16 protein-coding genes, 6 tRNA genes and 3 rRNA genes are annotated in these 26,801 nt (G+C 53.0%); 1 reads left to right on the top strand and 24 read right to left on the bottom strand.

Going from position 1 to position 26,801, the window contains the following annotated elements:
• Positions 1-10: 10 nt before the first annotated feature.
• The 24 genes from fusA to tyrS form a co-directional block, all read right to left on the bottom strand.
• A complete protein-coding gene (fusA, locus tag BLW11_RS06515; RefSeq protein ID WP_048359439.1) occupies positions 11-2,116 on the bottom strand; it encodes an elongation factor G in 2,106 nt (701 codons plus the stop codon).
• A gap of 30 nt (positions 2,117-2,146) precedes the next feature.
• On the bottom strand, positions 2,147-2,617 hold the full coding sequence (rpsG, locus tag BLW11_RS06510) for a 30S ribosomal protein S7 (protein WP_019824369.1): 471 nt from the start codon (positions 2,615-2,617) through the stop codon (positions 2,147-2,149).
• Positions 2,618-2,740: 123 nt separating this feature from the next.
• Complete coding sequence (rpsL, locus tag BLW11_RS06505) at positions 2,741-3,112, bottom strand: 30S ribosomal protein S12 (RefSeq protein ID WP_002555494.1); 372 nt, start codon at positions 3,110-3,112, stop codon at positions 2,741-2,743.
• Positions 3,113-3,328: 216 nt separating this feature from the next.
• Positions 3,329-7,528: a DNA-directed RNA polymerase subunit beta' gene (gene rpoC, locus BLW11_RS06500; protein WP_048359440.1), complete on the bottom strand. Its 4,200-nt coding sequence runs from the start codon at positions 7,526-7,528 to the stop codon at positions 3,329-3,331.
• Positions 7,529-7,592: 64 nt separating this feature from the next.
• On the bottom strand, positions 7,593-11,666 hold the full coding sequence (gene rpoB / locus BLW11_RS06495) for a DNA-directed RNA polymerase subunit beta (RefSeq protein WP_048359441.1): 4,074 nt from the start codon (positions 11,664-11,666) through the stop codon (positions 7,593-7,595).
• Positions 11,667-11,885: 219 nt separating this feature from the next.
• Positions 11,886-12,251: a 50S ribosomal protein L7/L12 gene (gene rplL / locus BLW11_RS06490; protein ID WP_048359442.1), complete on the bottom strand. Its 366-nt coding sequence runs from the start codon at positions 12,249-12,251 to the stop codon at positions 11,886-11,888.
• 80 nt (positions 12,252-12,331) lie between these two features.
• Positions 12,332-12,832, bottom strand: coding sequence for a 50S ribosomal protein L10 (gene rplJ / locus BLW11_RS06485; protein ID WP_003444392.1), 501 nt, complete (start codon positions 12,830-12,832; stop codon positions 12,332-12,334).
• A gap of 195 nt (positions 12,833-13,027) precedes the next feature.
• On the bottom strand, positions 13,028-13,723 hold the full coding sequence (gene rplA / locus BLW11_RS06480; RefSeq protein ID WP_048359443.1) for a 50S ribosomal protein L1: 696 nt from the start codon (positions 13,721-13,723) through the stop codon (positions 13,028-13,030).
• Positions 13,723-14,154, bottom strand: a complete 432-nt coding sequence (gene rplK, locus BLW11_RS06475; RefSeq protein WP_008008888.1) for a 50S ribosomal protein L11 — start codon at positions 14,152-14,154, stop codon at positions 13,723-13,725. The genes rplA and rplK overlap by 1 nt, the downstream gene beginning before the upstream one ends.
• 116 nt (positions 14,155-14,270) lie before the next feature.
• Positions 14,271-14,804 (bottom strand): transcription termination/antitermination protein NusG, encoded by a 534-nt coding sequence (nusG, locus tag BLW11_RS06470; RefSeq protein WP_048359444.1) that lies wholly within the window; start codon positions 14,802-14,804, stop codon positions 14,271-14,273.
• Positions 14,805-14,813: 9 nt separating this feature from the next.
• Positions 14,814-15,182, bottom strand: a complete 369-nt coding sequence (gene secE, locus BLW11_RS06465; RefSeq protein ID WP_003444399.1) for a preprotein translocase subunit SecE — start codon at positions 15,180-15,182, stop codon at positions 14,814-14,816.
• 45 nt (positions 15,183-15,227) lie between these two features.
• A tRNA-Trp gene (locus BLW11_RS06460) sits at positions 15,228-15,303 on the bottom strand.
• Positions 15,304-15,546: 243 nt separating this feature from the next.
• A tRNA-Thr gene (locus BLW11_RS06455) sits at positions 15,547-15,622 on the bottom strand.
• A gap of 26 nt (positions 15,623-15,648) precedes the next feature.
• Positions 15,649-15,722, bottom strand: a tRNA-Gly gene (locus BLW11_RS06450).
• Between the two features lie 25 nt (positions 15,723-15,747).
• Positions 15,748-15,832, bottom strand: a tRNA-Tyr gene (locus BLW11_RS06445).
• A gap of 110 nt (positions 15,833-15,942) precedes the next feature.
• The gene (locus BLW11_RS06440) at positions 15,943-16,419 is read right to left on the bottom strand and encodes a hypothetical protein (RefSeq protein WP_048359445.1); all 477 of its coding nucleotides are present in this window, start codon (positions 16,417-16,419) and stop codon (positions 15,943-15,945) included.
• Positions 16,420-16,426: 7 nt separating this feature from the next.
• Positions 16,427-17,170: a pantothenate kinase gene (locus tag BLW11_RS06435; protein WP_048359446.1), complete on the bottom strand. Its 744-nt coding sequence runs from the start codon at positions 17,168-17,170 to the stop codon at positions 16,427-16,429.
• Positions 17,160-18,107: a bifunctional biotin--[acetyl-CoA-carboxylase] ligase/biotin operon repressor BirA gene (gene birA, locus BLW11_RS06430; RefSeq protein WP_048359447.1), complete on the bottom strand. Its 948-nt coding sequence runs from the start codon at positions 18,105-18,107 to the stop codon at positions 17,160-17,162. The genes BLW11_RS06435 and birA overlap by 11 nt, the downstream gene beginning before the upstream one ends.
• 184 nt (positions 18,108-18,291) lie before the next feature.
• Positions 18,292-18,407 (bottom strand): 5S ribosomal RNA (rrf, locus tag BLW11_RS06425).
• Between the two features lie 151 nt (positions 18,408-18,558).
• Positions 18,559-21,450, bottom strand: a 23S ribosomal RNA gene (locus tag BLW11_RS06420).
• Positions 21,451-21,696: 246 nt separating this feature from the next.
• Positions 21,697-21,772: transfer RNA gene (locus BLW11_RS06415), tRNA-Ala, on the bottom strand.
• A gap of 28 nt (positions 21,773-21,800) precedes the next feature.
• Positions 21,801-21,877: transfer RNA gene (locus BLW11_RS06410), tRNA-Ile, on the bottom strand.
• An 81-nt stretch (positions 21,878-21,958) separates the two neighbouring features.
• Positions 21,959-23,495, bottom strand: a 16S ribosomal RNA gene (locus BLW11_RS06405).
• Together the 16S, 23S and 5S rRNA genes with 2 tRNA genes alongside form the textbook arrangement of a ribosomal RNA operon.
• Before the next feature lie 479 nt (positions 23,496-23,974).
• Positions 23,975-25,174: a tyrosine--tRNA ligase gene (gene tyrS / locus BLW11_RS06395; RefSeq protein WP_048361085.1), complete on the bottom strand. Its 1,200-nt coding sequence runs from the start codon at positions 25,172-25,174 to the stop codon at positions 23,975-23,977.
• A 214-nt stretch (positions 25,175-25,388) separates the two neighbouring features.
• Between tyrS and BLW11_RS06390 the strand changes: the two genes are divergently transcribed.
• A complete protein-coding gene (locus tag BLW11_RS06390; protein ID WP_048361086.1) occupies positions 25,389-26,798 on the top strand; it encodes a peptidoglycan DD-metalloendopeptidase family protein in 1,410 nt (469 codons plus the stop codon).
• Positions 26,799-26,801 lie beyond the last annotated feature (3 nt).

The following is a 26,801-nucleotide window of genomic DNA, read 5'->3' as shown; positions in this document are numbered from 1 at the left end:
CTGAACTAAATCAGCCTTGTTTTTTAGTAACAGTTTCGACGATGTGCGCCGGAGCTGTATCGTATTTTTTGAATTCCATAGAGTAGCTTGCGCGACCCTGAGACATGGAACGAACGTCGGTCGCATAACCGAACATTTCACCCAACGGAACCTCGGCACGAATAACTTTGCCGGAAACCGTATCTTCCATACCCTGGATCATGCCGCGACGACGATTCAAGTCGCCCATCACGTCACCCATATAGTCTTCAGGTGTAACAACCTCTACCGCCATGATCGGCTCAAGCAGCTCACCGCCACCTTTGGTAGCCAGTTGCTTGGTCGCCATGGAAGCAGCCACCTTAAACGCCATCTCGTTGGAGTCGACGTCGTGGTAAGAACCATCAAACACGGTAGCCTTCAGGCCGATCAGCGGATAGCCGGCAACAACACCGTTCTTCATCTGCTCTTCGATACCCTTCTGGATAGCCGGGATGTATTCCTTAGGAACCACACCACCTACCACTTCGTTCACGAACTGCAGACCTTCCTGACCTTCGTCAGCAGGTGCAAAACGGATCCAGCAGTGACCAAACTGGCCACGACCGCCGGACTGACGAACGAACTTGCCTTCGATTTCACACTTCTTCGTGATGCGCTCACGATACGAAACCTGAGGCTTGCCGATGTTGGCTTCGACGTTGAACTCACGGCGCATCCGATCAACCAGGATGTCCAAGTGAAGCTCGCCCATGCCAGAGATGATCGTTTGACCAGTCTCTTCATCAGTTTTAACGCGGAAAGATGGATCTTCCTGAGCAAGTTTGCCCAGAGCGATACCCATTTTTTCCTGGTCATCCTTGGTCTTAGGCTCTACGGCAACCGAAATAACCGGCTCCGGGAAGTCCATACGAACCAGAATGATTGGCTTGTCAGCGTTGCACAAAGTTTCGCCAGTGGTGACGTCCTTCATGCCGATCAAGGCCGCGATGTCGCCAGCGCGCACTTCCTTGATTTCTTCACGGGCGTTTGCGTGCATTTGCACCATACGACCCACACGCTCTTTCTTGCCTTTAACCGAGTTGATCACGCCGTCGCCGGAGTTCAACACGCCCGAGTAAACACGGACGAAGGTCAAGGTACCCACGAATGGGTCAGTAGCGATCTTGAACGCCAGAGCCGAGAACGGCTCGCTATCGTCTGCATGACGCTCCAGCTCGATAGACTCGTCATCAGGGTCAGTACCCTTGATGGCTGGAATATCGCTAGGCGCTGGCAGGAAGTCGATAACGGCGTCGAGAACCAGGGGAACACCCTTGTTCTTGAAGGAAGAACCGCAAACAGCCAAGACGATCTCACCAGCGATAGTACGCTGACGCAGAGCAGCCTTGATTTCCGCGATGGTGAATTCTTCACCTTCGAGGTACTTGTTCATCAGCTCTTCATTGGCTTCGGCCGCAGCCTGAACCATGTTGTCGCGCCACTCGTCAGCAAGATCTTTCAGCTCAGCTGGAATTTCTTTGCGAACAGGAACCATACCTTTGTCAGCATCGTTCCAGTACACAGCTTCCATGTTGATCAGATCAATCTGACCCTGGAAGTTGTCTTCAGAACCGATAGCCAACTGGATTGGAACCGGAGTGTGACCCAGACGCTTCTTGATCTGCTCAATAACGCGCAGGAAGTTTGCACCAGCACGGTCCATCTTGTTTACGTAAACAAGACGTGGAACGCCGTATTTGTTGGCTTGACGCCATACGGTTTCCGACTGAGGCTCAACACCCGAAGTACCACAGAACACAACGACAGCGCCGTCGAGTACACGCAGGGAACGCTCAACTTCAATAGTGAAGTCAACGTGGCCCGGGGTATCGATTACGTTGAAGCGATGCTCGTCTTTGTACTGCTTTGCAGAACCTTTCCAGAAGGCGGTAATGGCAGCAGAAGTAATGGTAATACCACGCTCCTGCTCCTGCACCATCCAGTCTGTGGTCGCGGCGCCATCATGCACCTCGCCCATCTTGTGACTTTTGCCCGTGTAAAAAAGGACGCGCTCGGTAGTGGTGGTTTTACCAGCATCTACGTGAGCGACGATACCGATGTTACGGTAGCGACTAATCGGAGTAGTACGAGCCATAAAGCCCTCGCAAAATTAGTGAAGCTGAAATTAGAAGCGGTAGTGCGAGAAAGCTTTGTTAGCTTCGGCCATACGGTGCACGTCTTCACGCTTCTTAACAGCAGCACCTTTACCTTCAGCTGCGTCCAACAGTTCGCCAGCCAAACGCAGAGCCATAGACTTCTCGCCGCGCTTGCGGGCGAAGTCTACCAACCAGCGCATTGCCAGGGCGTTACGACGGGACGGGCGAACTTCGACCGGAACCTGGTAAGTAGCACCGCCTACACGGCGCGACTTCACTTCGACCAGCGGAGCGATGGCGTCGAGAGCTTTCTCGAAGATTTCCAGGGGATCGCTGTTCTTGCGTTCTTTAACCTTTTCCAGCGCGCCATAAACGATACGCTCGGCAACGGCTTTTTTGCCGCTTTCCATCACGTGGTTCATGAACTTGGCCAGGATTTGGCTTCCGTATTTTGGATCGTCAAGCACATCGCGCTTGGCTGCTACGCGTCTTCTTGGCATGGATAAGCCCTCAAACGGTCTTCAGGTTAGCTCGGAACCATTACACCCAATGGATGCACGTCCGACCTTACTCTTATCGACTCAGAAAAAAAGAAATCTGCATTTTTTACCAGCAACCGAATACTACTTCGGCTTCTTGGTACCGTACTTCGAACGACCTTGGTTACGACCTTTAACGCCGGAAGTATCCAAAGAGCCGCGAACGGTGTGATAACGAACACCTGGCAAGTCTTTTACACGACCGCCACGAATCAGTACCACGCTGTGTTCTTGCAGGTTGTGACCTTCACCACCGATGTACGAGGAAACCTCGAAACCGTTGGTCAGGCGCACACGGCATACTTTACGCAGTGCCGAGTTAGGTTTTTTCGGCGTAGTTGTATACACACGGGTGCATACGCCACGACGTTGCGGGCAGTTTTGCAGCGCAGGCACGTCGGATTTCTCGACGATACGCTTACGCGGCTGACGTACCAGCTGGTTGATAGTTGCCATCTACTAGCTCCACTGTTGTCTTGCGACGCTATTGTCTTGCAAGAAAAGCAAAATGGCAGGAACGAATTCCCGCCAAATTTAGGGGTACAAGAGTCTAAAGAGGATCTTGCCCCCAGTCAAGGCAAGGCCCCGACACTTCCACTCATCAAACCCAGACAAAATGTCTCAATTCGATGAATGGAACTGCCGGGGCCCACCCTTCATTTACCGCAGAACTCAGTTACCGCTCGAGTTCAGCGCTTCGGTCAGTGCAGCTTCCACTTCACTGGCGCTTACGCGCAACGGCTTGTCAGCCTCACGGCGGCGCTTACGCTCGCTGTGGTATGCCAAACCGGTACCAGCCGGGATCAAACGACCCACGACAACGTTTTCTTTCAGGCCGCGCAGGTAGTCGCGCTTGCCGGTTACCGCTGCTTCGGTCAGTACGCGGGTGGTCTCTTGGAAAGAGGCCGCGGAGATGAACGACTCAGTCGACAACGACGCCTTGGTGATACCCAACAGAACGCGAGTGAACTTGGAAACGAATTTATCTTCGCCACCCAAACGCTCGTTTTCGGTCAACACCTGGGTCAACTCCATCTGGTCGCCCTTGATGAAGGTGGAATCACCAGACTCGGCGATCTCAACTTTACGCAGCATCTGACGCAGAATGGTCTCGATGTGCTTATCGTTGATTTTTACGCCTTGCAGACGGTAAACGTCCTGGATCTCGTTAACGATGTACTTGGCCAGCGCACTTACACCCAGCAGACGCAGGATATCGTGTGGATCGCTTGGACCGTCGGAGATAACTTCGCCGCGGTTCACTTGCTCGCCTTCGAAGACGTTCAGGTGACGCCACTTCGGAATCAGCTCTTCGTACGGATCAGTACCGTCGTTCGGGGTAATAACCAGACGGCGCTTGCCTTTGGTTTCTTTACCGAACGCGATGGTGCCGCTGACTTCAGCCAGAATCGAGGCTTCTTTCGGACGACGCGCTTCGAACAAGTCAGCAACGCGTGGCAGACCACCGGTGATGTCTCGAGTTTTCGAAGTTTCTTGCGGAATACGAGCGATAACGTCACCGATCGCGATTTCCGCACCATCCGCTACACCGACCAGGGCGTTGGCTGGAAGGAAGTACTGAGCCGGTACGTCGGTACCTGGCAACAGCAGATCCTTGCCATCCACACCAACCATCTTAACGGCTGGACGGATGTCCTTGCCGGCAGCTGGACGGTCTTTGGCGTCGAGGACTTCAATGTTGGTCATACCGGTCAATTCGTCAGTCTGACGCTTGATCGTGATGCCTTCTTCCATGCCCACGTAGGTCACGGTACCTTTCATTTCGGTAACGATTGGGTGAGTGTGCGGATCCCACTTGGCTACGATCGAGCCAGCGTCAACCTTGTCACCTTCTTTAACCGAAATCACGGCGCCGTACGGCAGCTTGTAGCGCTCACGCTCACGACCGAAGTCATCAGCGATGGCCAGCTCACCCGAACGGGATACAGCTACCAGGCAGCCATCTACACGCTCAACGTGCTTGAGGTTATGAAGACGGACAGTACCGCCATTCTTCACCTGAACACTGTCAGCAGCAGAGGTCCGGCTTGCCGCACCACCGATGTGGAACGTACGCATGGTCAGCTGTGTACCCGGCTCACCGATCGACTGAGCAGCGATTACGCCAACAGCTTCACCGATGTTCACCTGGTGACCACGAGCCAAGTCACGACCGTAGCACTTGGCACAGATACCGAAGCGAGTTTCACAGCTGATTGGCGAACGCACGATGACTTCGTCGATGCTGTTCAGCTCGATGAATTCAACCCACTTCTCGTCAACCAGAGTGCCCGCAGGAACGATAATTTCCTCGGTGCCCGGCTTGTATACGTCACGGGCGATTACTCGACCCAGAACGCGCTCACCCAATGGCTCAACAACGTCGCCGCCTTCGATGTGCGGAGTCATCAGCAGACCGTGTTCGGTACCGCAGTCAACTTCAGTCACAACCAAGTCTTGCGCAACGTCTACCAGACGACGAGTCAGATAACCGGAGTTAGCTGTCTTCAAGGCGGTATCCGCCAGACCCTTACGAGCACCGTGAGTCGAGATGAAGTACTGAAGTACGCTCAAACCTTCACGGAAGTTCGCAGTAATCGGCGTTTCAATGATGGAGCCGTCCGGCTTGGCCATCAGACCACGCATACCGGCCAGCTGACGGATCTGCGCTGCAGAACCCCGTGCGCCGGAGTCGGCCATCATGTACATCGAGTTGAACGACTCTTGCTCAACCTCAACACCGTGACGGTCGATAACCTTCTCTTTCGAGAGGTTGGACATCATGGCCTTGGAAACTTCGTCGTTAGCTTTCGACCAAAGGTCGATTACTTTGTTGTACTTCTCGCCCTGGGTTACCAGGCCGGAGGCGTACTGACTTTCGATCTCTTTCACTTCATCGGTTGCGGCCGCGATGATGCGAGCTTTTTCATCAGGGATAACGAAGTCGTTAACACCGATGGAAACGCCGGAAATGGTCGAGTAAGCAAAACCTGTGTACATCAACTGGTCAGCGAAGATAACGGTCTCTTTCAAACCAACCACGCGGTAGCACTGGTTGATCAGCTTGGAGATCGCTTTTTTCTTCATCGGCAGGTTGACGACGTCGTACGACAGACCTTTTGGCACAACCTGGAACAACAGCGCACGGCCGACAGTGGTGTCGACGATACGGGTGTTGCTCACGCTGCCGCCATCACGGTCGTTGACGGTTTCGCTGATGCGAACCTTGACCTTGGCATGCAGTGCGGCTTCACCAGCACGGAATACACGGTCAACTTCTTGCAAGTCAGCGAACACACGACCTTCGCCCTTGGCGTTGATCGCTTCACGCGTCATGTAGTACAGACCCAATACAACGTCCTGCGACGGAACGATGATTGGCTCACCGTTGGCTGGCGACAGAATGTTGTTGGTCGACATCATCAACGCACGCGCTTCCAACTGGGCTTCCAGTGTCAGCGGTACGTGCACGGCCATTTGGTCGCCGTCGAAGTCGGCGTTGTACGCAGCACAGACCAGCGGGTGCAGCTGGATAGCCTTACCTTCGATCAGTACCGGTTCAAACGCCTGGATACCCAGACGGTGAAGAGTCGGTGCACGGTTGAGAAGAACCGGGTGTTCGCGGATAACTTCAGCGAGAACGTCCCAAACTTCCGGCAACTCACGCTCAACCATCTTCTTGGCTGCTTTAATGGTGGTAGCAAGACCACGCATTTCCAGCTTGCCAAAAATGAACGGCTTGAACAGCTCAAGAGCCATTTTCTTCGGCAGACCGCACTGGTGCAGACGCAGGGTCGGACCTACGGTAATTACCGAACGACCCGAGTAGTCAACACGCTTACCGAGCAAGTTCTGACGGAAACGACCTTGCTTACCCTTGATCATGTCAGCCAAGGATTTCAGAGGGCGCTTGTTCGAACCGGTAATGGCGCGACCACGACGGCCGTTGTCGAGCAAGGCGTCGACCGCTTCTTGCAACATACGCTTTTCGTTGCGCACGATGATGTCCGGAGCGGACAGATCAAGCAGGCGCTTCAAGCGGTTGTTACGGTTGATTACCCGACGATACAGATCGTTGAGGTCGGAAGTCGCGAAACGACCGCCATCAAGCGGAACCAAAGGACGCAGATCTGGCGGCAGAACCGGCAGAACGGTCAGAACCATCCACTCAGGAAGGTTGCCGGAGCCCAGGAAGGCTTCCATCAACTTCAGGCGCTTGGACAGCTTCTTGATTTTGGTTTCGGAGTTGGTTTGCGGAATTTCTTCGCGCAGACGGCCAATCTCGTGCTCCAGGTCGATAGCGTGCAGCAGTTCACGGACGGCTTCAGCACCCATACGGGCATCAAAGTCGTCGCCGAACTCTTCCAGCGCTTCGAAATACTGCTCATCGTTCAGCAGCTGACCTTTTTCCAGAGTGGTCATGCCTGGATCGATAACGACATAGCTCTCGAAGTAGAGAACGCGTTCGATATCACGCAGGGTCATGTCCATCAGCAAGCCGATACGGGACGGCAGCGATTTCAGGAACCAGATGTGAGCAACTGGCGAAGCCAGTTCGATGTGAGCCATGCGCTCGCGACGGACCTTGGCCAGTGCGACTTCAACGCCACACTTCTCACAGATCACACCGCGGTGCTTCAAGCGCTTGTACTTACCGCACAGGCACTCGTAATCCTTTACCGGGCCAAAGATCTTGGCGCAGAACAGGCCGTCACGCTCAGGCTTGAACGTACGGTAGTTGATGGTTTCCGGTTTTTTAACTTCACCGAACGACCACGAACGGATCATCTCAGGCGATGCCAATCCAATACGGATGGCGTCGAACTCTTCGACTTGACCCTGGTTTTTCAGCAAATTCAGTAGGTCTTTCAAGGCCTTTCCTCCTGGCGGAGCAGAGAGCGGGCTAAACAGCCCCGCTCTCGATTCGCGTCACGTGTTATTCGGTTTCCAGATCGATATCGATGCCGAGGGAACGAATTTCTTTGATCAACACGTTGAAGGACTCGGGCATGCCCGGCTCCATACGGTGATCGCCGTCCACGATGTTTTTGTACATCTTGGTACGACCGTTCACATCGTCCGACTTCACTGTGAGCATTTCTTGCAGAGTGTATGCCGCGCCGTAGGCTTCCAGCGCCCAGACCTCCATCTCCCCGAAACGCTGACCACCGAACTGTGCCTTACCACCCAGCGGCTGCTGGGTAACCAGGCTGTAAGAACCGGTAGAACGAGCATGCATCTTGTCGTCTACCAAGTGGTTCAGCTTCAGCATGTACATGTAGCCAACGGTAACCGGACGTTCGAACTTGTTGCCGGTACGGCCGTCAGTCAGCTCCATCTGGCCGCTGTCTGGCAGATCTGCCAAACGTAGCATTGCCTTGATTTCGCTTTCTTTGGCACCGTCGAACACAGGGGTAGCCATCGGCACACCGCCACGAAGGTTCTTCGCCAGATCCAGGATTTCCTGGTCGGTGAAGTCATCCAGGCTTTCTTGACGACCGCCAATTTCGTTGTAGATCTCATGCAGGAACTTACGCAGGTCAGCGACCTTGCGTTGCTCTTCAATCATGAGGTTGATCTTCTCGCCCAAACCTTTAGCCGCGAGGCCCAGGTGAGTTTCGAGAATCTGACCAACGTTCATACGCGAAGGTACGCCCAACGGGTTGAGAACCACATCAACCGGGGTGCCATTGGCATCGTACGGCATGTCTTCAACCGGCATGATCACGGAGACCACACCTTTGTTACCGTGACGACCAGCCATCTTGTCACCCGGCTGGATGCGACGACGGATTGCCAGGTAAACCTTGACGATTTTCAGCACGCCTGGAGCCAGGTCATCGCCCTGCTGCAGTTTGCGCTTCTTGTCTTCGAACTTGTCGTCCAGCAGACGACGGCGATCGATGATGTAAGCCTGAGCCTTTTCAAGCTGCTCGTTCAGAGCATCTTCAGCCATGCGCAGTTTGAACCACTGACCATGCTCAAGACCGTCCAGGATTTCATTGGTGATTTCCTGACCTTTCTTAAGACCGGCACCGCCCTCGGCTATACGGCCAACCAGAGCAGAGCGCAGACGTTCGAAAGTGGCGCCTTCAACGATACGGAACTCTTCGTTCAGATCCTTGCGGATCTCGTCCAGCTGGGTCTTCTCGATCGACAGGGCACGAGCATCACGCTCAACGCCGTCACGAGTGAAGACCTGTACGTCGATAACAGTACCTTTGGTACCGGTAGGTACACGCAGGGAAGTGTCTTTAACGTCGCTGGCTTTTTCACCGAAGATAGCGCGCAACAGCTTCTCTTCTGGGGTCAGTTGAGTCTCGCCTTTCGGAGTGACCTTACCTACCAGAATGTCGCCAGCGCCAACTTCAGCACCTACGTAAACAATACCGGCTTCGTCCAGTTTGTTCAGTGCAGCTTCACCCACGTTCGGGATGTCTGCAGTGATCTCTTCAGGCCCAAGCTTGGTGTCACGTGCCACACAGGTCAGTTCCTGAATGTGGATCGTGGTAAAGCGATCTTCTTGAACAACTCGTTCCGACAGGCAGATGGAGTCTTCGAAGTTGTAACCGTTCCAGGCCATGAACGCGATGCGCATGTTCTGACCCAACGCCAGCTCACCCATATCGGTGGACGGGCCGTCAGCCATGATGTCGCTGCGCTGCACACGGTCACCCTTGCGAACCAGCGGACGCTGGTTGATGCAAGTGTTCTGGTTGGAGCGGGTGTATTTGGTCAGGTTGTAGATGTCGACACCGGCTTCGCCAGTTTCAACTTCATCATCAGCAACACGAACCACGATACGGCTGGCATCAACAGAGTCGATCACGCCGCCACGACGAGCCACGACGCAAACGCCGGAGTCACGAGCTACGTTACGCTCCATGCCGGTACCTACCAGCGGCTTGTCAGCGCGCAGAGTTGGTACAGCTTGACGCTGCATGTTGGAACCCATCAACGCACGGTTGGCGTCATCGTGTTCCAGGAACGGGATCAGCGACGCTGCAACCGAAACTACCTGCTTCGGCGAAACGTCCATCAAGGTGACGTCTTCCGGCGCCTTAACGGTGAATTCGTTCAAGTGACGAACAGCTACCAGTTCGTCGATCAGCACTTTCTTGTCGTTCATCGTGGCCGAGGCCTGAGCGATCACGTGATCGGCTTCTTCGATGGCGGACAGGAAAACGATCTCGTCAGTTACCAGTGCGTCTTTCACTACACGGTACGGGCTCTCAAGGAAGCCGTACTGGTTGGTGCGCGCATAGGCAGCCAAGGAGTTGATCAGACCAATGTTCGGACCTTCCGGCGTCTCAATAGGGCAAACACGGCCGTAGTGAGTCGGGTGTACGTCACGAACTTCAAAGCCAGCACGCTCACGCGTCAAACCGCCCGGGCCCAGTGCAGAAACACGGCGCTTGTGGGTGATCTCGGACAGAGGGTTGTTCTGGTCCATGAACTGGGACAGCTGGCTCGAACCGAAGAACTCTTTCACTGCCGCAGCCACTGGCTTGGCGTTGATCAAGTCTTGCGGCATCAGGCCTTCGCTTTCAGCCATCGACAGACGCTCTTTGACCGCACGCTCAACACGTACCAGGCCAACGCGGAACTGGTTCTCGGCCATTTCGCCTACACAGCGAACACGACGGTTACCCAGGTGGTCGATGTCATCGACGATGCCTTTACCGTTACGGATGTCGACCAGAGTCTTCAGCACGGCAACGATGTCTTCTTTGCACAACACGCCCGAACCTTCGATCTCGGTACGACCGATACGACGGTTGAACTTCATCCGGCCGACCGCAGACAGGTCATAACGCTCGGGGCTGAAGAACAGGTTGTTGAACAGAGTCTCGGCAGCGTCTTTGGTTGGCGGCTCGCCTGGACGCATCATGCGATAGATCTCTACCAGAGCTTCCAATTGGTTGCTGGTGGAGTCGATCTTCAGAGTGTCGGAAACGAACGGACCGCAGTCGATATCGTTGGTGTACAACGTCTCGATACGAACTACTTGACCCTTGGCAATTTTTGCCAGGATTTCAGTCGTCAGCTCGGTGTTGCACTCAGCAATGATTTCGCCAGTAGCCGGGTGCACGATAGCCTTGGCCGTTGTGCGACCCAGGACGTAGTCCAGAGGCATAACAAGCTCTTTGACACCGGCTTTTTCCAGCTGGTTGATGTGACGAGCAGTAATACGACGACCCTGCTCAACAATCACCTTGCCTTTGTCATCGACGATATCGATGGCCGCAATTTCACCGCGCAGGCGATGAGGCACCAATTCCAGACACAGGCTTTCACCTTGTACATGGAAGACGTTGGTGGTGTAGAACGCGTCCAGGACTTGTTCAGTCGTATAACCCAGCGCACGCAGCAGTACCGATGCAGGCAGCTTGCGACGACGGTCAATACGTACGAACACGCAGTCTTTCGGATCGAACTCGAAGTCCAACCACGAACCGCGGTAAGGAATGATACGCGCAGAATAAAGCAGCTTACCGGAGCTGTGCGTCTTGCCGCGGTCGTGGTCAAAGAACACGCCCGGGGAACGGTGCAGCTGGGAAACAATTACACGCTCGGTACCGTTGATTACGAAGGTACCGTTTTCAGTCATCAGGGGGATTTCACCCATGTAGACTTCTTGCTCTTTGATGTCCTTGATCGCTTTGTTCGACGATTCTTTGTCGAAAATGATCAAACGAACTTTTACCCGCAAAGGTACGGCGTAAGTTACACCGCGCAACACGCATTCTTTGACATCAAATGCCGGTTCGCCCAAGCGATAACCGACGTACTCCAGCGCAGCATTGCCGGAGTAGCTGATGATCGGGAAAACGGATTTGAAGGCCGCATGCAGGCCCACGTCGCGGAACTGATCTTTAGTCGCTCCCGCCTGCAAGAATTCACGATACGAATCCAGCTGGATTGCCAAGAGATACGGCACATCCATGACGTCCGGCAACTTGCTAAAGTCCTTGCGGATACGTTTTTTCTCAGTATATGAGTAAGCCATCAGCGTTCCCCAGCTTGGTCACCTGCTTGTTTGGCCTCTCCCGACGGGAGCAGCCAGAAAATCGTGCAAACCCCTTGGTTTGCTCCACCGCACAGGGTGGTTACAGCACGTTAAAGGCGCCAACCGAGTCGGCTGCCAATAACGGAAAAAGGCCGGTGGCAAGAGCCACCAGCCATCAGCCTCAGCTTAACGCTTGGGCTGGAGACGCAAGGTCGATGCTTACTTCAGCTCGACTTTAGCGCCTGCTTCTTCCAAGGTAGCCTTGGCTTTGTCAGCTGCGTCTTTCGATACAGCTTCCAGAACAACGCTAGGAGCGCTGTCAACTACTGCCTTGGCTTCTTTCAGGCCCAGACCAGTCAGCTCACGAACAGCCTTGATCACGTTAACTTTCTTCTCGCCAGCTTCCAGCAGCATGACGTTGAATTCAGTTTGCTCTTCAACAACAGCAGCGGCAGCAGCAGGACCAGCAGAAGCAGCAGCAGCGGAAACGCCGAATGCTTCTTCCATTGCCTTGATCAGCTCAACGATTTCCAGAACGGATTTCGAACCGATTGCGTCGATGATTTCTTGAGTAGTCAGAGACATGACTATTGATTCCTGTATTGGGGTGACAGCCTAGGCGGCCATCGAAATAAACAATAAACGCTGAAAGGAGTCGCTCAGCCTTAGGCTGCAGCAGCTTCTTTCTGGTCGCGAAGGGCCGCCAGAGTACGAGCCAATTTGCTGGTAGCGCCTTGAATCACGCTCATCAGCTGAGAAATTGCTTCGTCACGGGTCGGCAGACTTGCCAGTACGTCGATCTGATTAGCTGCGAGGAACTTGCCCTCGAACGCAGCTGCCTTGATCTCGAACTTATCCTGACCTTTAGCGAACTCTTTGAACAAACGGGCAGCAGCGCCTGGATGTTCGTTGGAGAATGCGATCAAGGTCGGGCCTGTGAACACGTCGTTGAGAACACTGTATTCAGTGTCAGCAACAGCGCGCTTGAGCAGGGTGTTACGTACAACACGTACGTAAACGCCAGCTTCACGAGCCTCTTTACGGAGTCCGGTCATAGCGCCTACTGTCACACCGCGGGCATCAGCCACAACAGCGGACAGGGCAACTTTGGCAGCCTCGTTGACTTCAGCGACGATGGCCTTCTTGTCTTCGAGTTTAATTGCCACGGGTTTAACTCCTGCTTGTTACCGTTTCATCCAACCGAGGTCGGATGTCGTTTTGGTGTCTGATTCGGTAAGGAACCGGGAGCACCATCTGCGTAGGCTTGACGTTTAAGGCTTGCACCGCCTACGGTCTTGGATAGCCCCCGCCAGGCAGGGACCCCAATCTTTCATTGGCGCATCAAAACGCGCCAATTTGTCTTACGCGTCCAAAGAACCTTGATCGATGATCAAGCCTGGGCCCATAGTGGTGCTCAGGGTAACGCGCTTAACATAAATACCTTTCGAGGAAGCTGGCTTGATACGCTTCAGATCAGCGATCAGGGCTTCAACGTTTTCCTTCAGCTTGACGGCGTCGAAACCGATCTTGCCAACGGAAGTGTGGATGATACCGTTTTTGTCGGTGCGATAACGAACCTGACCAGCCTTCGCGTTCTTAACAGCGGTAGCTACGTCCGGAGTTACAGTACCAACCTTAGGGTTAGGCATCAAACCACGTGGACCAAGGATCTGACCCAGCTGACCTACAACACGCATTGCGTCCGGGGATGCAATAACTACGTCATAGTTCAGGTCGCCGCCTTTCATTTCGGCAGCCAGGTCATCCATACCAACGCGATCAGCGCCGGCAGCCAGAGCAGCTTCAGCAGCTGGACCCTGGGTGAACACAGCTACACGTACAGTCTTGCCAGTGCCGTGTGGCAGCACAGTAGCGCTACGAACAACCTGGTCAGATTTACGTGGGTCTACGCCCAGGTTAACGGCGATGTCGAAAGACTCGCTGAATTTAACAGTCGACAGCTCAGCCAGCAAAGCAGCAGCGTCTACAAAGTTGTAGGACTTGCCAGCTTCGATTTTACCGGCGATTGCCTTTTGACGCTTAGTCAGCTTAGCCATTACACACCCTCCACGTTAAGGCCCATGCTACGAGCAGAACCGGCGATAGTACGCACGGCTGCTTCCATATCAGCTGCAGTCAGATCCGCGTTTTTGGTTTTCGCGATTTCTTCCAGCTGAGCACGGGTAACAGTGCCAACCTTAACGGTGTTCGGACGGGCCGAACCGCTAGTCAGACCAGCAGCCTTCTTCAGCAGAACCGAAGCAGGGGTCGACTTAGTTTCGAATGTGAAGCTACGGTCGCTGTATACAGTGATGATCACTGGAGTCGGCAGGCCTGGCTCAATACCCTGAGTACGGGCGTTGAAAGCTTTGCAGAATTCCATGATGTTCACACCATGTTGACCCAGAGCTGGGCCGACAGGTGGGCTTGGGTTGGCCTGTGCGGCCTTCACTTGCAGCTTGATGTAAGCGGTAATCTTCTTAGCCATGAGGCACTCCAATTACGGGTTCAAACGCCTAAAGAGGCTCCCCGGTTACTTGCGCGTTTATCCCAGTGACGACAAAACCCCACAGCCTAAGCCATGGGGTTGGGATTCGTGTCTAACTAGACCTTTTCGACCTGGCTAAACTCTAGCTCTACCGGAGTAGAGCGACCGAAAATGAGCACCGCCACTTGGATGCGGCTCTTTTCGTAGTTAACTTCTTCAACTGTGCCGTTAAAATCAGCAAACGGGCCGTCGGTAACGCGAACAACTTCGCCCGGCTCGAAAAGTGTTTTAGGCTTGGGCTTGTCGCTACCATCAGCAACACGACGCAGAATCGCTTCTGCCTCTTTATCAGTGATCGGTGCCGGTTTATCGGCAGTACCACCAATGAAGCCCATTACGCGAGGGGTATCCTTGACCAAGTGCCAAGTCCCTTCGCTCATATCCATCTGTACCAGCACATAGCCAGGGAAGAATTTGCGCTCGCTTTTGCGTTTCTGGCCATTACGCATTTCAACCACTTCTTCAGTGGGAACCAGAATTTCGCCGAAGCCTTCTTCCATGCCTGCCAGCTTAATACGCTCCATCAAAGAGCGCATAACATGCTTTTCGTAACCCGAATAAGCATGCACTACGTACCAACGCTTAGCCACGGGACACCCTTAGCCAACAATCAAGGAAACGAGCCAACCGAGCAGGGAATCAAGCCCCCACAACAGCAACGCCATAACAAGAACAACAGCCACCACGATCAACGTGGTCTGCGTAGTTTCTTGGCGAGTTGGCCATACGACTTTACGAATCTCAGTACGAGCTTCCTTCACCAAGACAGAGAACGACTTGCCTTTTGCCGTCTGCAAACCCACATAGGCAGCAACAGCAGCAATCACAAGAAGTGCAATGACGCGATACAGGATCGGCGAACCAGAATAATACTGATTCCCAACAACGCCAACCACCACAAGAGCAACCACTACAAGCCACTTGAGGAGATCGAAGCGAGAGCCTTGAACTTCAGCCTTGGGAGTCATCTAAGAGGATCCTGTGAAAAGAAAGCCAGACGCAATGAGCGAATCTGGCAGGTCAGGAGGGAATCGAACCCCCAACCTACGGTTTTGGAGACCGTCGCTCTGCCAATTGAGCTACTGACCTAAAACATTATCGAGCCGCCGATTATGCCGGCACGAGAGAGACTTTTCAACAACCTGTGCAATTACTTTTGCAATCAACCCTGAGAAAGCAGTAAATCGCCCAGGAGTAGCAGAATGCGAGCCACTCACAACCGTAACACCAACCTGGGCAGCAACACCTAAAAAAGCATCACCAGCAAACACCCCGGACAGGTTATGCACCTGTTAAAACAAAGGCAGATATTTTCATATCTGCCTTGTTATATGGAGCTCTTGAGCGGATTTGAACCGCTGACCTCACCCTTACCAAGGGTGTGCTCTACCAACTGAGCTACAAGAGCAAAACATGTTGCGAAAACAGCAAGACTGGAGCGGGTGGCGGGAATCGAACCCGCATCATCAGCTTGGAAGGCTGAGGTTCTACCACTAAACTACACCCGCAAATCATGCTGCTCTAGCTTAAATATGGTGGAGGGGGAAGGATTCGAACCTTCGAAGTCGTAGACGTCAGATTTACAGTCTGATCCCTTTGGCCGCTCGGGAACCCCTCCTGAGCTAGGCAGAATTCTACATCATTCTAACCTTATGTCAACCACTTTCTTCAATTAAATCAGGAAGTTAGCAACTTGACTCGCTTCACACCTAGTAACCTGTTTAGTGTTCACTGTGGAGCGGGCGCCATTCTATGCAAAGAATCGGGTAGCTGCAACCCCTCGCAGCTCATTTTTTTGTATTTTAAGCCATTGAATTCACTAGAGAGGTCCTGCAAAACAATTTCGCCCGCTGCAGTGCTGCTTTGCGGAGTGACTTTAAGGACATATCCCACCAACTCTGACCGATCAACTTCAACCGGTACAGACTGCATAGCGTTGTCAGAAAGCTTGCGCTGCAAGCTGCGCAACTGATCCTCATTTGGCAAACCGCCTATATAAAGACACTCCACACTCTCTGCAGGGCCAGCCCTGGCATCACCAGCAATCAATGCAGGCCTCGCCTCACGAAGTAGGCGTATGCCTTGCTGGCTACCTTTGTACAAAGACAAGGAAACAACTTCCTTAGCCCTGAGCGGCGCCTCTTGCTGATGCCAAACGTAGTAGAAAATATTTAAAACGACTAGCAGCAGAAACAGCCAACGCATATATACCTCAAGGAAGGGGACAAAGGACCGCCAAACCAACAAACACCAGGTCTTGCACCAGACGCGCGTCTGGCAACATATCTTTCACCTGGCCTGCGTCACCGCCGGTGAGAAAAACCTCGAAATCCTGCCCCCAGTATTCTCTTGCCAGTTCCAGCTGGGTCAGAACGAACCCTCTCATCATCAACAAGCATCCGCGTTCCACAGCCTCAACCGTTGTCCGGCCCGGGGTACGCTGGAGCAATGCCTGTTCGGCTGACAAGTCGTCATATCTGATTCGACGGGTATGGGTGCGCAATTGATCACGCATCAGGGGCATCCCAGGGCAAATAAATCCACCCAAATGCTGACCATCGGCCGCAACAAAGTCCGCTGTTACCGCCGTACCGAAGTCCAGCACCAGACACGCACTTCTCGACAACTCAAAAGCACCAACCACCGCGAGCCAGCGATCGAGCCCCAAACGGGCGTACTCTTCATAACCGTTACTCACCCCCGCCGCAGCCTTGGCAGGCTGTGCACATTGCACATCAACACCAAACGTCGTGACAATAGAGGCCACCAGGCTCGACGTTTCATCATCACTTCTCACACTCACCAAACGGCAATGAGTTATGCACAACGCTGGAACGGCCAAAATTGCAGCGATAAGCCCCGCATCAGAATCAACGACTCCACCACTCACAGCCACCCCAGCATCAAGGGCGCGCCATTTGATAAAACTGTTACCACAGTCCATCTCAAGAATCATGGCGCAACCTCAGGCTAAGCTCGCCGCCACTGAACACCTTCTCCTCGCCGTTGACACTCATACGTAACGCGCCCTGCTGATCAATACCCACGACCGTACCATCCACCTGGTGCACCCCAGCGATCAAAGATACTTCACGCCCCTGCCACAAGTGATTTTTCTCCCACTCTGCCTGTATTGCCGAGAAGCCTTCGGCTGCATGGCGCCTGAGATACACAAGCAAACTGTCGTTGAGCTTCGAAACCAGCAAATTACGATTTATTGCAGACCCAGACTCTAAATAAACAGATGTCCACGCCTGATCAACCTCACTGGCCACACGCATATTTACGTTGATACCAATACCAAGCACGACATGGCAAACGTCAGCCGGATCTCCAACCAACTCAAGCAAAATGCCAGCAATCTTTTTGTTGCCTACTAGCACGTCATTTGGCCATTTTAGGCCCGCTCCCGAGATACCCACATTTTTAAGCGCGCTCAACACCGCCAGGCCAACCACAAGGCTAAGCCCCTCGAGCTGACGCATACCCCCATCCATCCGGAGAACGAGACTGTAGTAAATATTCTCCGCGAATGGACTGACCCACTTACGCCCCCTACGCCCACGACCTGCTGTTTGTCGCTCAGCCGTGATGACAAAGGGAGCTGTTACGCCACGATCAATCGCGCGCAAAGCTTCGGCATTAGTAGAGTCTAACGAGTGATGAATAGAGACAGGCCAAGGACTGGTATCCAACTGATCCTGCTCAAGGAGCTCTAGCGGTGCAGCAAGTTGATAGCCGCGACCACGAACTTTATGAATCGACAGGTTCAAATCAGACTCCAGGTGCTGGAGCTGCTTCCAGACAGCGCTACGACTAACACCTAGCGCAGCTCCAAGCGCTTGCCCTGAATGGAACCGACCATCTTTAAGGAGTTTCAACAACGTCAGCATGCAAGTATCGCCTCACAATCAGGCACGCATAATAGCTATGAGCAGAGCGATTGCATAGAAACCCTACAAGTAACAGCATGCGCGCAATAACGCTTGAGAGCCCGAGCGACTGCTCACTGCAACTTTTCTCGGCACAAAAACAAACCCCCTGTCTGCGTTAGCAGACAGGGGGTTTGGAATTTAATCTTGACGATGACCTACTCTCACATGGGGAAACCCCACACTACCATCGGCGATGCATCGTTTCACTACTGAGTTCGGGATGGGATCAGGTGGTTCCAATGCTCTATGGTCGTCAAGAAATTCGGTAGCCAGGTCGTTTACCTTTCGGTTTACGCTCCAGCGAATGGGTATGTAATAGAAGGGTGTTTTGTGAGTCGCAAACTTTCGGTTTGTATCGTCTTCACACACCGCAATCTGGTCTCTTCGACGCAAATTGCTTGGGTGTTATATGGTCAAGCCTCACGGGCAATTAGTATTGGTTAGCTCAACGCCTCACAGCGCTTACACACCCAACCTATCAACGTCGTAGTCTTCGACGGCCCTTTAGGGAACTCAAGGTTCCAGTGAGATCTCATCTTGAGGCAAGTTTCCCGCTTAGATGCTTTCAGCGGTTATCTTTCCCGAACATAGCTACCCGGCAATGCCACTGGCGTGACAACCGGAACACCAGAGGTTCGTCCACTCCGGTCCTCTCGTACTAGGAGCAGCCCCTCTCAAATCTCAAACGTCCACGGCAGATAGGGACCGAACTGTCTCACGACGTTCTAAACCCAGCTCGCGTACCACTTTAAATGGCGAACAGCCATACCCTTGGGACCGGCTTCAGCCCCAGGATGTGATGAGCCGACATCGAGGTGCCAAACACCGCCGTCGATATGAACTCTTGGGCGGTATCAGCCTGTTATCCCCGGAGTACCTTTTATCCGTTGAGCGATGGCCCTTCCATACAGAACCACCGGATCACTAAGACCTACTTTCGTACCTGCTCGACGTGTCTGTCTCGCAGTCAAGCGCGCTTTTGCCTTTATACTCTACGACCGATTTCCGACCGGTCTGAGCGCACCTTCGTACTCCTCCGTTACTCTTTAGGAGGAGACCGCCCCAGTCAAACTACCCACCATACACTGTCCTCGATCCGGATAACGGACCTGAGTTAGAACCTCAAAGTTGCCAGGGTGGTATTTCAAGGTTGGCTCCATGCAAACTGGCGTTCACACTTCAAAGCCTCCCACCTATCCTACACAAGCAAATTCAAAGTCCAGTGCAAAGCTATAGTAAAGGTTCACGGGGTCTTTCCGTCTAGCCGCGGATACACTGCATCTTCACAGCGATTTCAATTTCACTGAGTCTCGGGTGGAGACAGCGCCGCCATCGTTACGCCATTCGTGCAGGTCGGAACTTACCCGACAAGGAATTTCGCTACCTTAGGACCGTTATAGTTACGGCCGCCGTTTACCGGGGCTTCGATCAAGAGCTTCGCGTTAGCTAACCCCATCAATTAACCTTCCGGCACCGGGCAGGCGTCACACCCTATACGTCCACTTTCGTGTTTGCAGAGTGCTGTGTTTTTAATAAACAGTCGCAGCGGCCTGGTATCTTCGACCGGCATGGGCTTACGCAGTAAATGCTTCACCCTCACCGGCGCACCTTCTCCCGAAGTTACGGTGCCATTTTGCCTAGTTCCTTCACCCGAGTTCTCTCAAGCGCCTTGGTATTCTCTACCCAACCACCTGTGTCGGTTTGGGGTACGGTTCCTGGTTACCTGAAGCTTAGAAGCTTTTCTTGGAAGCATGGCATCAACCACTTCGTTGTCTAAAAGACAACTCGTCATCAGCTCTCGGCCTTAGAATCCCGGATTTACCTAAGATTCCAGCCTACCACCTTAAACTTGGACAACCAACGCCAAGCTGGCCTAGCCTTCTCCGTCCCTCCATCGCAATAACCAGAAGTACAGGAATATTAACCTGTTTTCCATCGACTACGCTTTTCAGCCTCGCCTTAGGGACCGACTAACCCTGCGTCGATTAACGTTGCGCAGGAAACCTTGGTCTTTCGGCGTGGGTGTTTTTCACACCCATTATCGTTACTCATGTCAGCATTCGCACTTCTGATACCTCCAGCAAGCTTCTCAACTCACCTTCACAGGCTTACAGAACGCTCCTCTACCGCATCACCTAAGTGATACCCGTAGCTTCGGTGTATGGTTTGAGCCCCGTTAAATCTTCCGCGCAGGCCGACTCGACTAGTGAGCTATTACGCTTTCTTTAAAGGGTGGCTGCTTCTAAGCCAACCTCCTAGCTGTCTAAGCCTTCCCACATCGTTTCCCACTTAACCATAACTTTGGGACCTTAGCTGACGGTCTGGGTTGTTTCCCTTTTCACGACGGACGTTAGCACCCGCCGTGTGTCTCCCATGCTCGGCACTTGTAGGTATTCGGAGTTTGCATCGGTTTGGTAAGCCGGGATGGCCCCCTAGCCGAAACAGTGCTCTACCCCCTACAGTGATACATGAGGCGCTACCTAAATAGCTTTCGAGGAGAACCAGCTATCTCCGAGCTTGATTAGCCTTTCACTCCGATCCACAGGTCATCCGCTAACTTTTCAACGGTAGTCGGTTCGGTCCTCCAGTTAGTGTTACCCAACCTTCAACCTGCCCATGGATAGATCGCCCGGTTTCGGGTCTATTCCCAGCGACTAGACGCCCTATTAAGACTCGCTTTCGCTACGCCTCCCCTATTCGGTTAAGCTTGCCACTGAAAATAAGTCGCTGACCCATTATACAAAAGGTACGCAGTCACCCAACAAAGTAGGCTCCCACTGCTTGTACGCATACGGTTTCAGGATCTATTTCACTCCCCTCTCCGGGGTTCTTTTCGCCTTTCCCTCACGGTACTAGTTCACTATCGGTCAGTCAGTAGTATTTAGCCTTGGAGGATGGTCCCCCCATATTCAGACAAAGTTTCTCGTGCTCCGTCCTACTCGATTTCACTGCAAAGATGTTTTCGCGTACAGGGCTATCACCCACTATGGCCGCACTTTCCAGAGCGTTCCGCTAACATCAATACAGCTTAAGGGCTGGTCCCCGTTCGCTCGCCACTACTAAGGGAATCTCGGTTGATTTCTTTTCCTCAGGGTACTTAGATGTTTCAGTTCCCCTGGTTCGCTTCTTAAGCCTATGTATTCAGCTTAAGATACCTAACTTATGTTAGGTGGGTTCCCCCATTCAGACATCTCCGGATCAAAGTCTGTTTGCCGACTCCCCGAAGCTTTTCGCAGGCTACCACGTCTTTCATCGCCTCTGACTGCCAAGGCATCCACCGTATGCGCTTCTTCACTTGACCATATAACCCCAAGCAATCTGGTTATACTATGAAGACGACATTCGCCGAAAATTCGCATGTTCAATTAAGAACGTTCACAAATTTTACCTTAGCCTGAATAAACACCAGTGAAAGTGTTATCCAGTCTAACTTTCTATTACATACCCAAATTTTTAAAGAACGATCTAATCAAAAGATCAGAAATCAACATTCACCATCGTTTGATGGAATGCTCATTTCTAAGCTTTACGACACAGAAGCAGGTTATGGTGGAGCCAAACGGGATCGAACCGTTGACCTCCTGCGTGCAAGGCAGGCGCTCTCCCAGCTGAGCTATGGCCCCATATTTCTACAGGCTTTTTACACAAAATTGGTGGGTCTGGGCAGATTCGAACTGCCGACCTCACCCTTATCAGGGGTGCGCTCTAACCAACTGAGCTACAGACCCAATTTTGGTCTGCTTCTATCGTCTTCTTCAATGAATCAAGCAATTCGTGTGGGAACTTATGGAGCAGCTGATGTCGTCGATTAAGGAGGTGATCCAGCCGCAGGTTCCCCTACGGCTACCTTGTTACGACTTCACCCCAGTCATGAATCACACCGTGGTAACCGTCCTCCCGAAGGTTAGACTAGCTACTTCTGGTGCAACCCACTCCCATGGTGTGACGGGCGGTGTGTACAAGGCCCGGGAACGTATTCACCGTGACATTCTGATTCACGATTACTAGCGATTCCGACTTCACGCAGTCGAGTTGCAGACTGCGATCCGGACTACGATCGGTTTTATGGGATTAGCTCCACCTCGCGGCTTGGCAACCCTTTGTACCGACCATTGTAGCACGTGTGTAGCCCAGGCCGTAAGGGCCATGATGACTTGACGTCATCCCCACCTTCCTCCGGTTTGTCACCGGCAGTCTCCTTAGAGTGCCCACCATTACGTGCTGGTAACTAAGGACAAGGGTTGCGCTCGTTACGGGACTTAACCCAACATCTCACGACACGAGCTGACGACAGCCATGCAGCACCTGTCTCAATGTTCCCGAAGGCACCAATCTATCTCTAGAAAGTTCATTGGATGTCAAGGCCTGGTAAGGTTCTTCGCGTTGCTTCGAATTAAACCACATGCTCCACCGCTTGTGCGGGCCCCCGTCAATTCATTTGAGTTTTAACCTTGCGGCCGTACTCCCCAGGCGGTCAACTTAATGCGTTAGCTGCGCCACTAAGAGTTCAAGACTCCCAACGGCTAGTTGACATCGTTTACGGCGTGGACTACCAGGGTATCTAATCCTGTTTGCTCCCCACGCTTTCGCACCTCAGTGTCAGTATCAGTCCAGGTAGTCGCCTTCGCCACTGGTGTTCCTTCCTATATCTACGCATTTCACCGCTACACAGGAAATTCCACTACCCTCTACCATACTCTAGCTTGCCAGTTTTGGATGCAGTTCCCAGGTTGAGCCCGGGGATTTCACATTCAACTTAACAAACCACCTACGCGCGCTTTACGCCCAGTAATTCCGATTAACGCTTGCACCCTCTGTATTACCGCGGCTGCTGGCACAGAGTTAGCCGGTGCTTATTCTGTCGGTAACGTCAAGACACTAACGTATTAGGTTAATGCCCTTCCTCCCAACTTAAAGTGCTTTACAATCCGAAGACCTTCTTCACACACGCGGCATGGCTGGATCAGGCTTTCGCCCATTGTCCAATATTCCCCACTGCTGCCTCCCGTAGGAGTCTGGACCGTGTCTCAGTTCCAGTGTGACTGATCATCCTCTCAGACCAGTTACGGATCGTAGCCTTGGTGAGCCATTACCTCACCAACTAGCTAATCCGATCTAGGCTCATCTGATAGCGCAAGGCCCGAAGGTCCCCTGCTTTCTCCCGTAGGACGTATGCGGTATTAGCGTCCGTTTCCGAACGTTATCCCCCACTACCAGGCAGATTCCTAGATATTACTCACCCGTCCGCCGCTCTCAAGAGGTGCAAGCACCTCTCTACCGCTCGACTTGCATGTGTTAGGCCTGCCGCCAGCGTTCAATCTGAGCCATGATCAAACTCTTCAGTTCAAACATCTTTGGGTTTTTAAGAAACCCTAAACTTGGCTCAGCAATCGTTGGTTACATCTTTGATTTCTCGCGGAGTAACTTGTGATGCTGATAATCTTGTTGACTATCAGTCTGACTCCACAAGCACCCACACGAATTGCTTGATTCAGTTGTTAAAGAGCGGTTGGTTTAGCTTTCGCTGAACCGAGGCGCGTATTCTACAGCAGCCTCTGTTGCTGTCAAGCGGTTATTTTAAGATGTTTTCAAAGTTTCCCCTGCAACATCAACCACTTGCGCTTTCGATCTCTCGTTAGCGGGAGGCGAATTCTACAGCGTTACACGCTGCTGTCAACACCTCATTTCCTGCTTCGATGACTTGAAGCTGGCACTCTCGAAAACAGATCCAACTCATTGAAACTAAAGGAGTTTTCCGTTTCGATCTCGCCGGAAGTGGGCGCATTATAGGCTAATAAAATGCGCCGTCCAGCACTAATCTCGGTTTATTCAGCTTTTAGCGTAATCCGTGCAAAAGCCTTCTTGCCAGCCTGGCAAACATGGGTCGAGCCAAGTGCATATATATAGGTGCGATCAACCACCTCACCATCTATACGCACACCACCCGACCCAAGCAGGTCTCGCGCTACCGCCGAGTTCTTCACCAGGCCAGCCTTATTAAGGACAGCTGCAATCGGCATATCCTCGGTAGCAGTCAATTCGACTTCGGGAAGATCATCAGGCAACTCGCCATCCTTCATCCGGTTACCGGCGCCACGATGAGCATTGGCTGCTGCTTCTTCACCATGGAATCGGGCCACAATCTCTTCAGCCAGCTTGATCTTGATATCGCGCGGGTTAGCCCCCGCCTCGACTTCAGCTTTGAAGGCGCTGATCTCTTCCATCGAGCGGAAGCTAAGCAGCTCGAAGTAACGCCACATCAACGCATCAGGAATAGACACCAGCTTGCTGTACATCACCCCCGGCGCTTCCTGGATACCAACATAGTTACCCAGAGACTTGGACATCTTCTTGACGCCATCCAGCCCTTCAAGCAAAGGCATGGTCAAAATGCACTGGGGCTCCTGACCGTAGCCGCGCTGCAGCTCGCGCCCCATCAGCAAGTTGAACTTCTGGTCAGTACCGCCCAGCTCAACATCCGCCCTCAATGCAACCGAGTCATACCCCTGCACCAGCGGGTAAAGAAACTCATGGATCGCGATCGGCTGATTCGTGGTGTAGCGCTTATCAAAGTCATCGCGCTCAAGCATGCGAGCAACGGTGTATTGGGACGTCAGACGAATGAAGTCGGCAGGCCCCATCTGATCCATCCAGGTAGAGTTGAATGCCACCTCGGTTTTAGCCGGATCAAGAATCTTGAAAACCTGAGTCTTATAGGTTTCAGCGTTCTCAAGCACCTGCTCACGCGTCAGCGGTGGACGCGTCGCACTTTTGCCACTCGGGTCACCAATCATCCCGGTGAAATCACCGATAAGGAAGATCACCTGATGACCCAATTCCTGGAACTGGCGCAGCTTATTAATGAGTACGGTATGACCCAAGTGCAAATCAGGCGCCGTAGGGTCGAATCCGGCCTTAATACGCAACGGCTGACCGCGCTTGAGTTTCTCGACCAATTCAGACTCGACCAGTACCTCTTCGGCACCACGCTTGATTAGCGCTAGCTGCTCTTCAACCGACTTCATATCAGACCCGTAAGGCTCAAATTCAAAGGGAACCAACCATACAAGATCAGAGACTAATTACAAGTTCTGGCCGGCATACGGCCGACTATCCGCGCGCGAACAGCTCGCGGACTTGCTTCAAGGGCGATTTGGTTATATTTTATACAGTTATTTCATATTCATTGTGCCAGTCATCTTTTCCAATTCATCCTTTATCTCAAAGTCAAAATCATCTATGACCAGTCAACCGCCTAAAGCGCCACCGCTTTATCCGAAGACCCACCTGCTCGCCGCAAGTGGTATCGCCGCTCTCTTAAGCTTGGCCTTGCTGGTATTTCCCTCCAGCGAAGTAGAAGCCAAAAGAACAACTCTAAATCTGGAGCTGGAAACACCCGCTGAACAACTGACACAAGATCAAGACGCTGCCGAGCTCGTTCAAGCCACAAATGAAGCGAATCCATCGCCATTTGCCCAGATTGAACAGCAGGACAACGCACCGGTTGCCACTGCCAAAGTCGAACCTGACGTACCAGCCGCACCTACCCATCGCGAAGTGATCGTGAGCAAGGGCGACACGCTCTCAACCTTGTTCCAGAAGGTTGGCCTGCCACCTACCTCCGTGCATGAAGTACTGGCCAGCGACAAGCAAGCCAAGCAATTCAGCCAGCTCAAGCATGGCCAAAAGCTCGAGTTTGAGATGAGCCCCGACGGCTTGCAGCTGAACAAACTGCATAGTCAGGTCAACGATCTTGAGACCATAACCCTCAATAAAAGCGCCAAGGGCTATACCTTTCGCCGGGTCACCACACAACCGACCATGCGCACTGCGTACGCCCATGGCGTAATCAGCAGCTCGCTGTCCGTCTCTGGCCAGCGCGCAGGCCTGCCTCACAGCACGACGATGGATATGGCCAAGGTATTTGGCTACGACATCGACTTCGCTCAGGACATCCGACCAGGCGACCAGTTCGAAGTGATCTATGAGCAGAAAGTGATCAACGGCAAAACCGTAGGCACTGGCAACATTCTCTCTGCGCGCTTCACCAACCGCGGTAAAACCTTCACCGCCGTTCGCTACACCAACAAGCAAGGCAACAGCAATTACTACACCGCTGACGGCAACAGCATGCGAAAGGCTTTCATCCGCACCCCGGTAGACTTTGCCCGCATCAGCTCGCGCTTTTCTTCAGGTCGCAAGCATCCGATTCTGAACAAGATCCGCGCTCACAAAGGCGTGGATTACGCAGCCCCCCGCGGCACTCCAATCAAAGCCACCGGCGACGGAAAAGTACTGCTGGCTGGTCGCCGTGGCGGCTACGGCAACACCGTAATCATTCAGCACGGCAACACCTACCGCACGCTTTACGGTCACATGCAGGGCTTCGCCAAAGGCGTCAAGACCGGCGGCTCGGTCAAGCAGGGCCAAGTAATTGGCTACATCGGCACAACCGGCCTTTCGACCGGCCCGCATCTGCACTACGAGTTCCAGGTCAATGGCGTACACGTTGATCCGCTGGGCCAAAAGCTGCCTATGTCCGATCCGATTGCCAAAGCTGAACGCACCCGCTTCCTGCAGCAAAGCCAGCCACTGATGGCTCGCATGAACCAGGAAAAGGCCACCCTCCTGGCCTCGAGCAAGCGCTAAGCA

This window comes from Pseudomonas deceptionensis, assembly GCF_900106095.1.
Lineage (GTDB): Bacteria > Pseudomonadota > Gammaproteobacteria > Pseudomonadales > Pseudomonadaceae > Aquipseudomonas > Aquipseudomonas deceptionensis.
The sequence above is the reverse complement of the archived record's forward strand: the minus strand, read 5'-3'. Positions and strand labels throughout refer to the sequence as shown.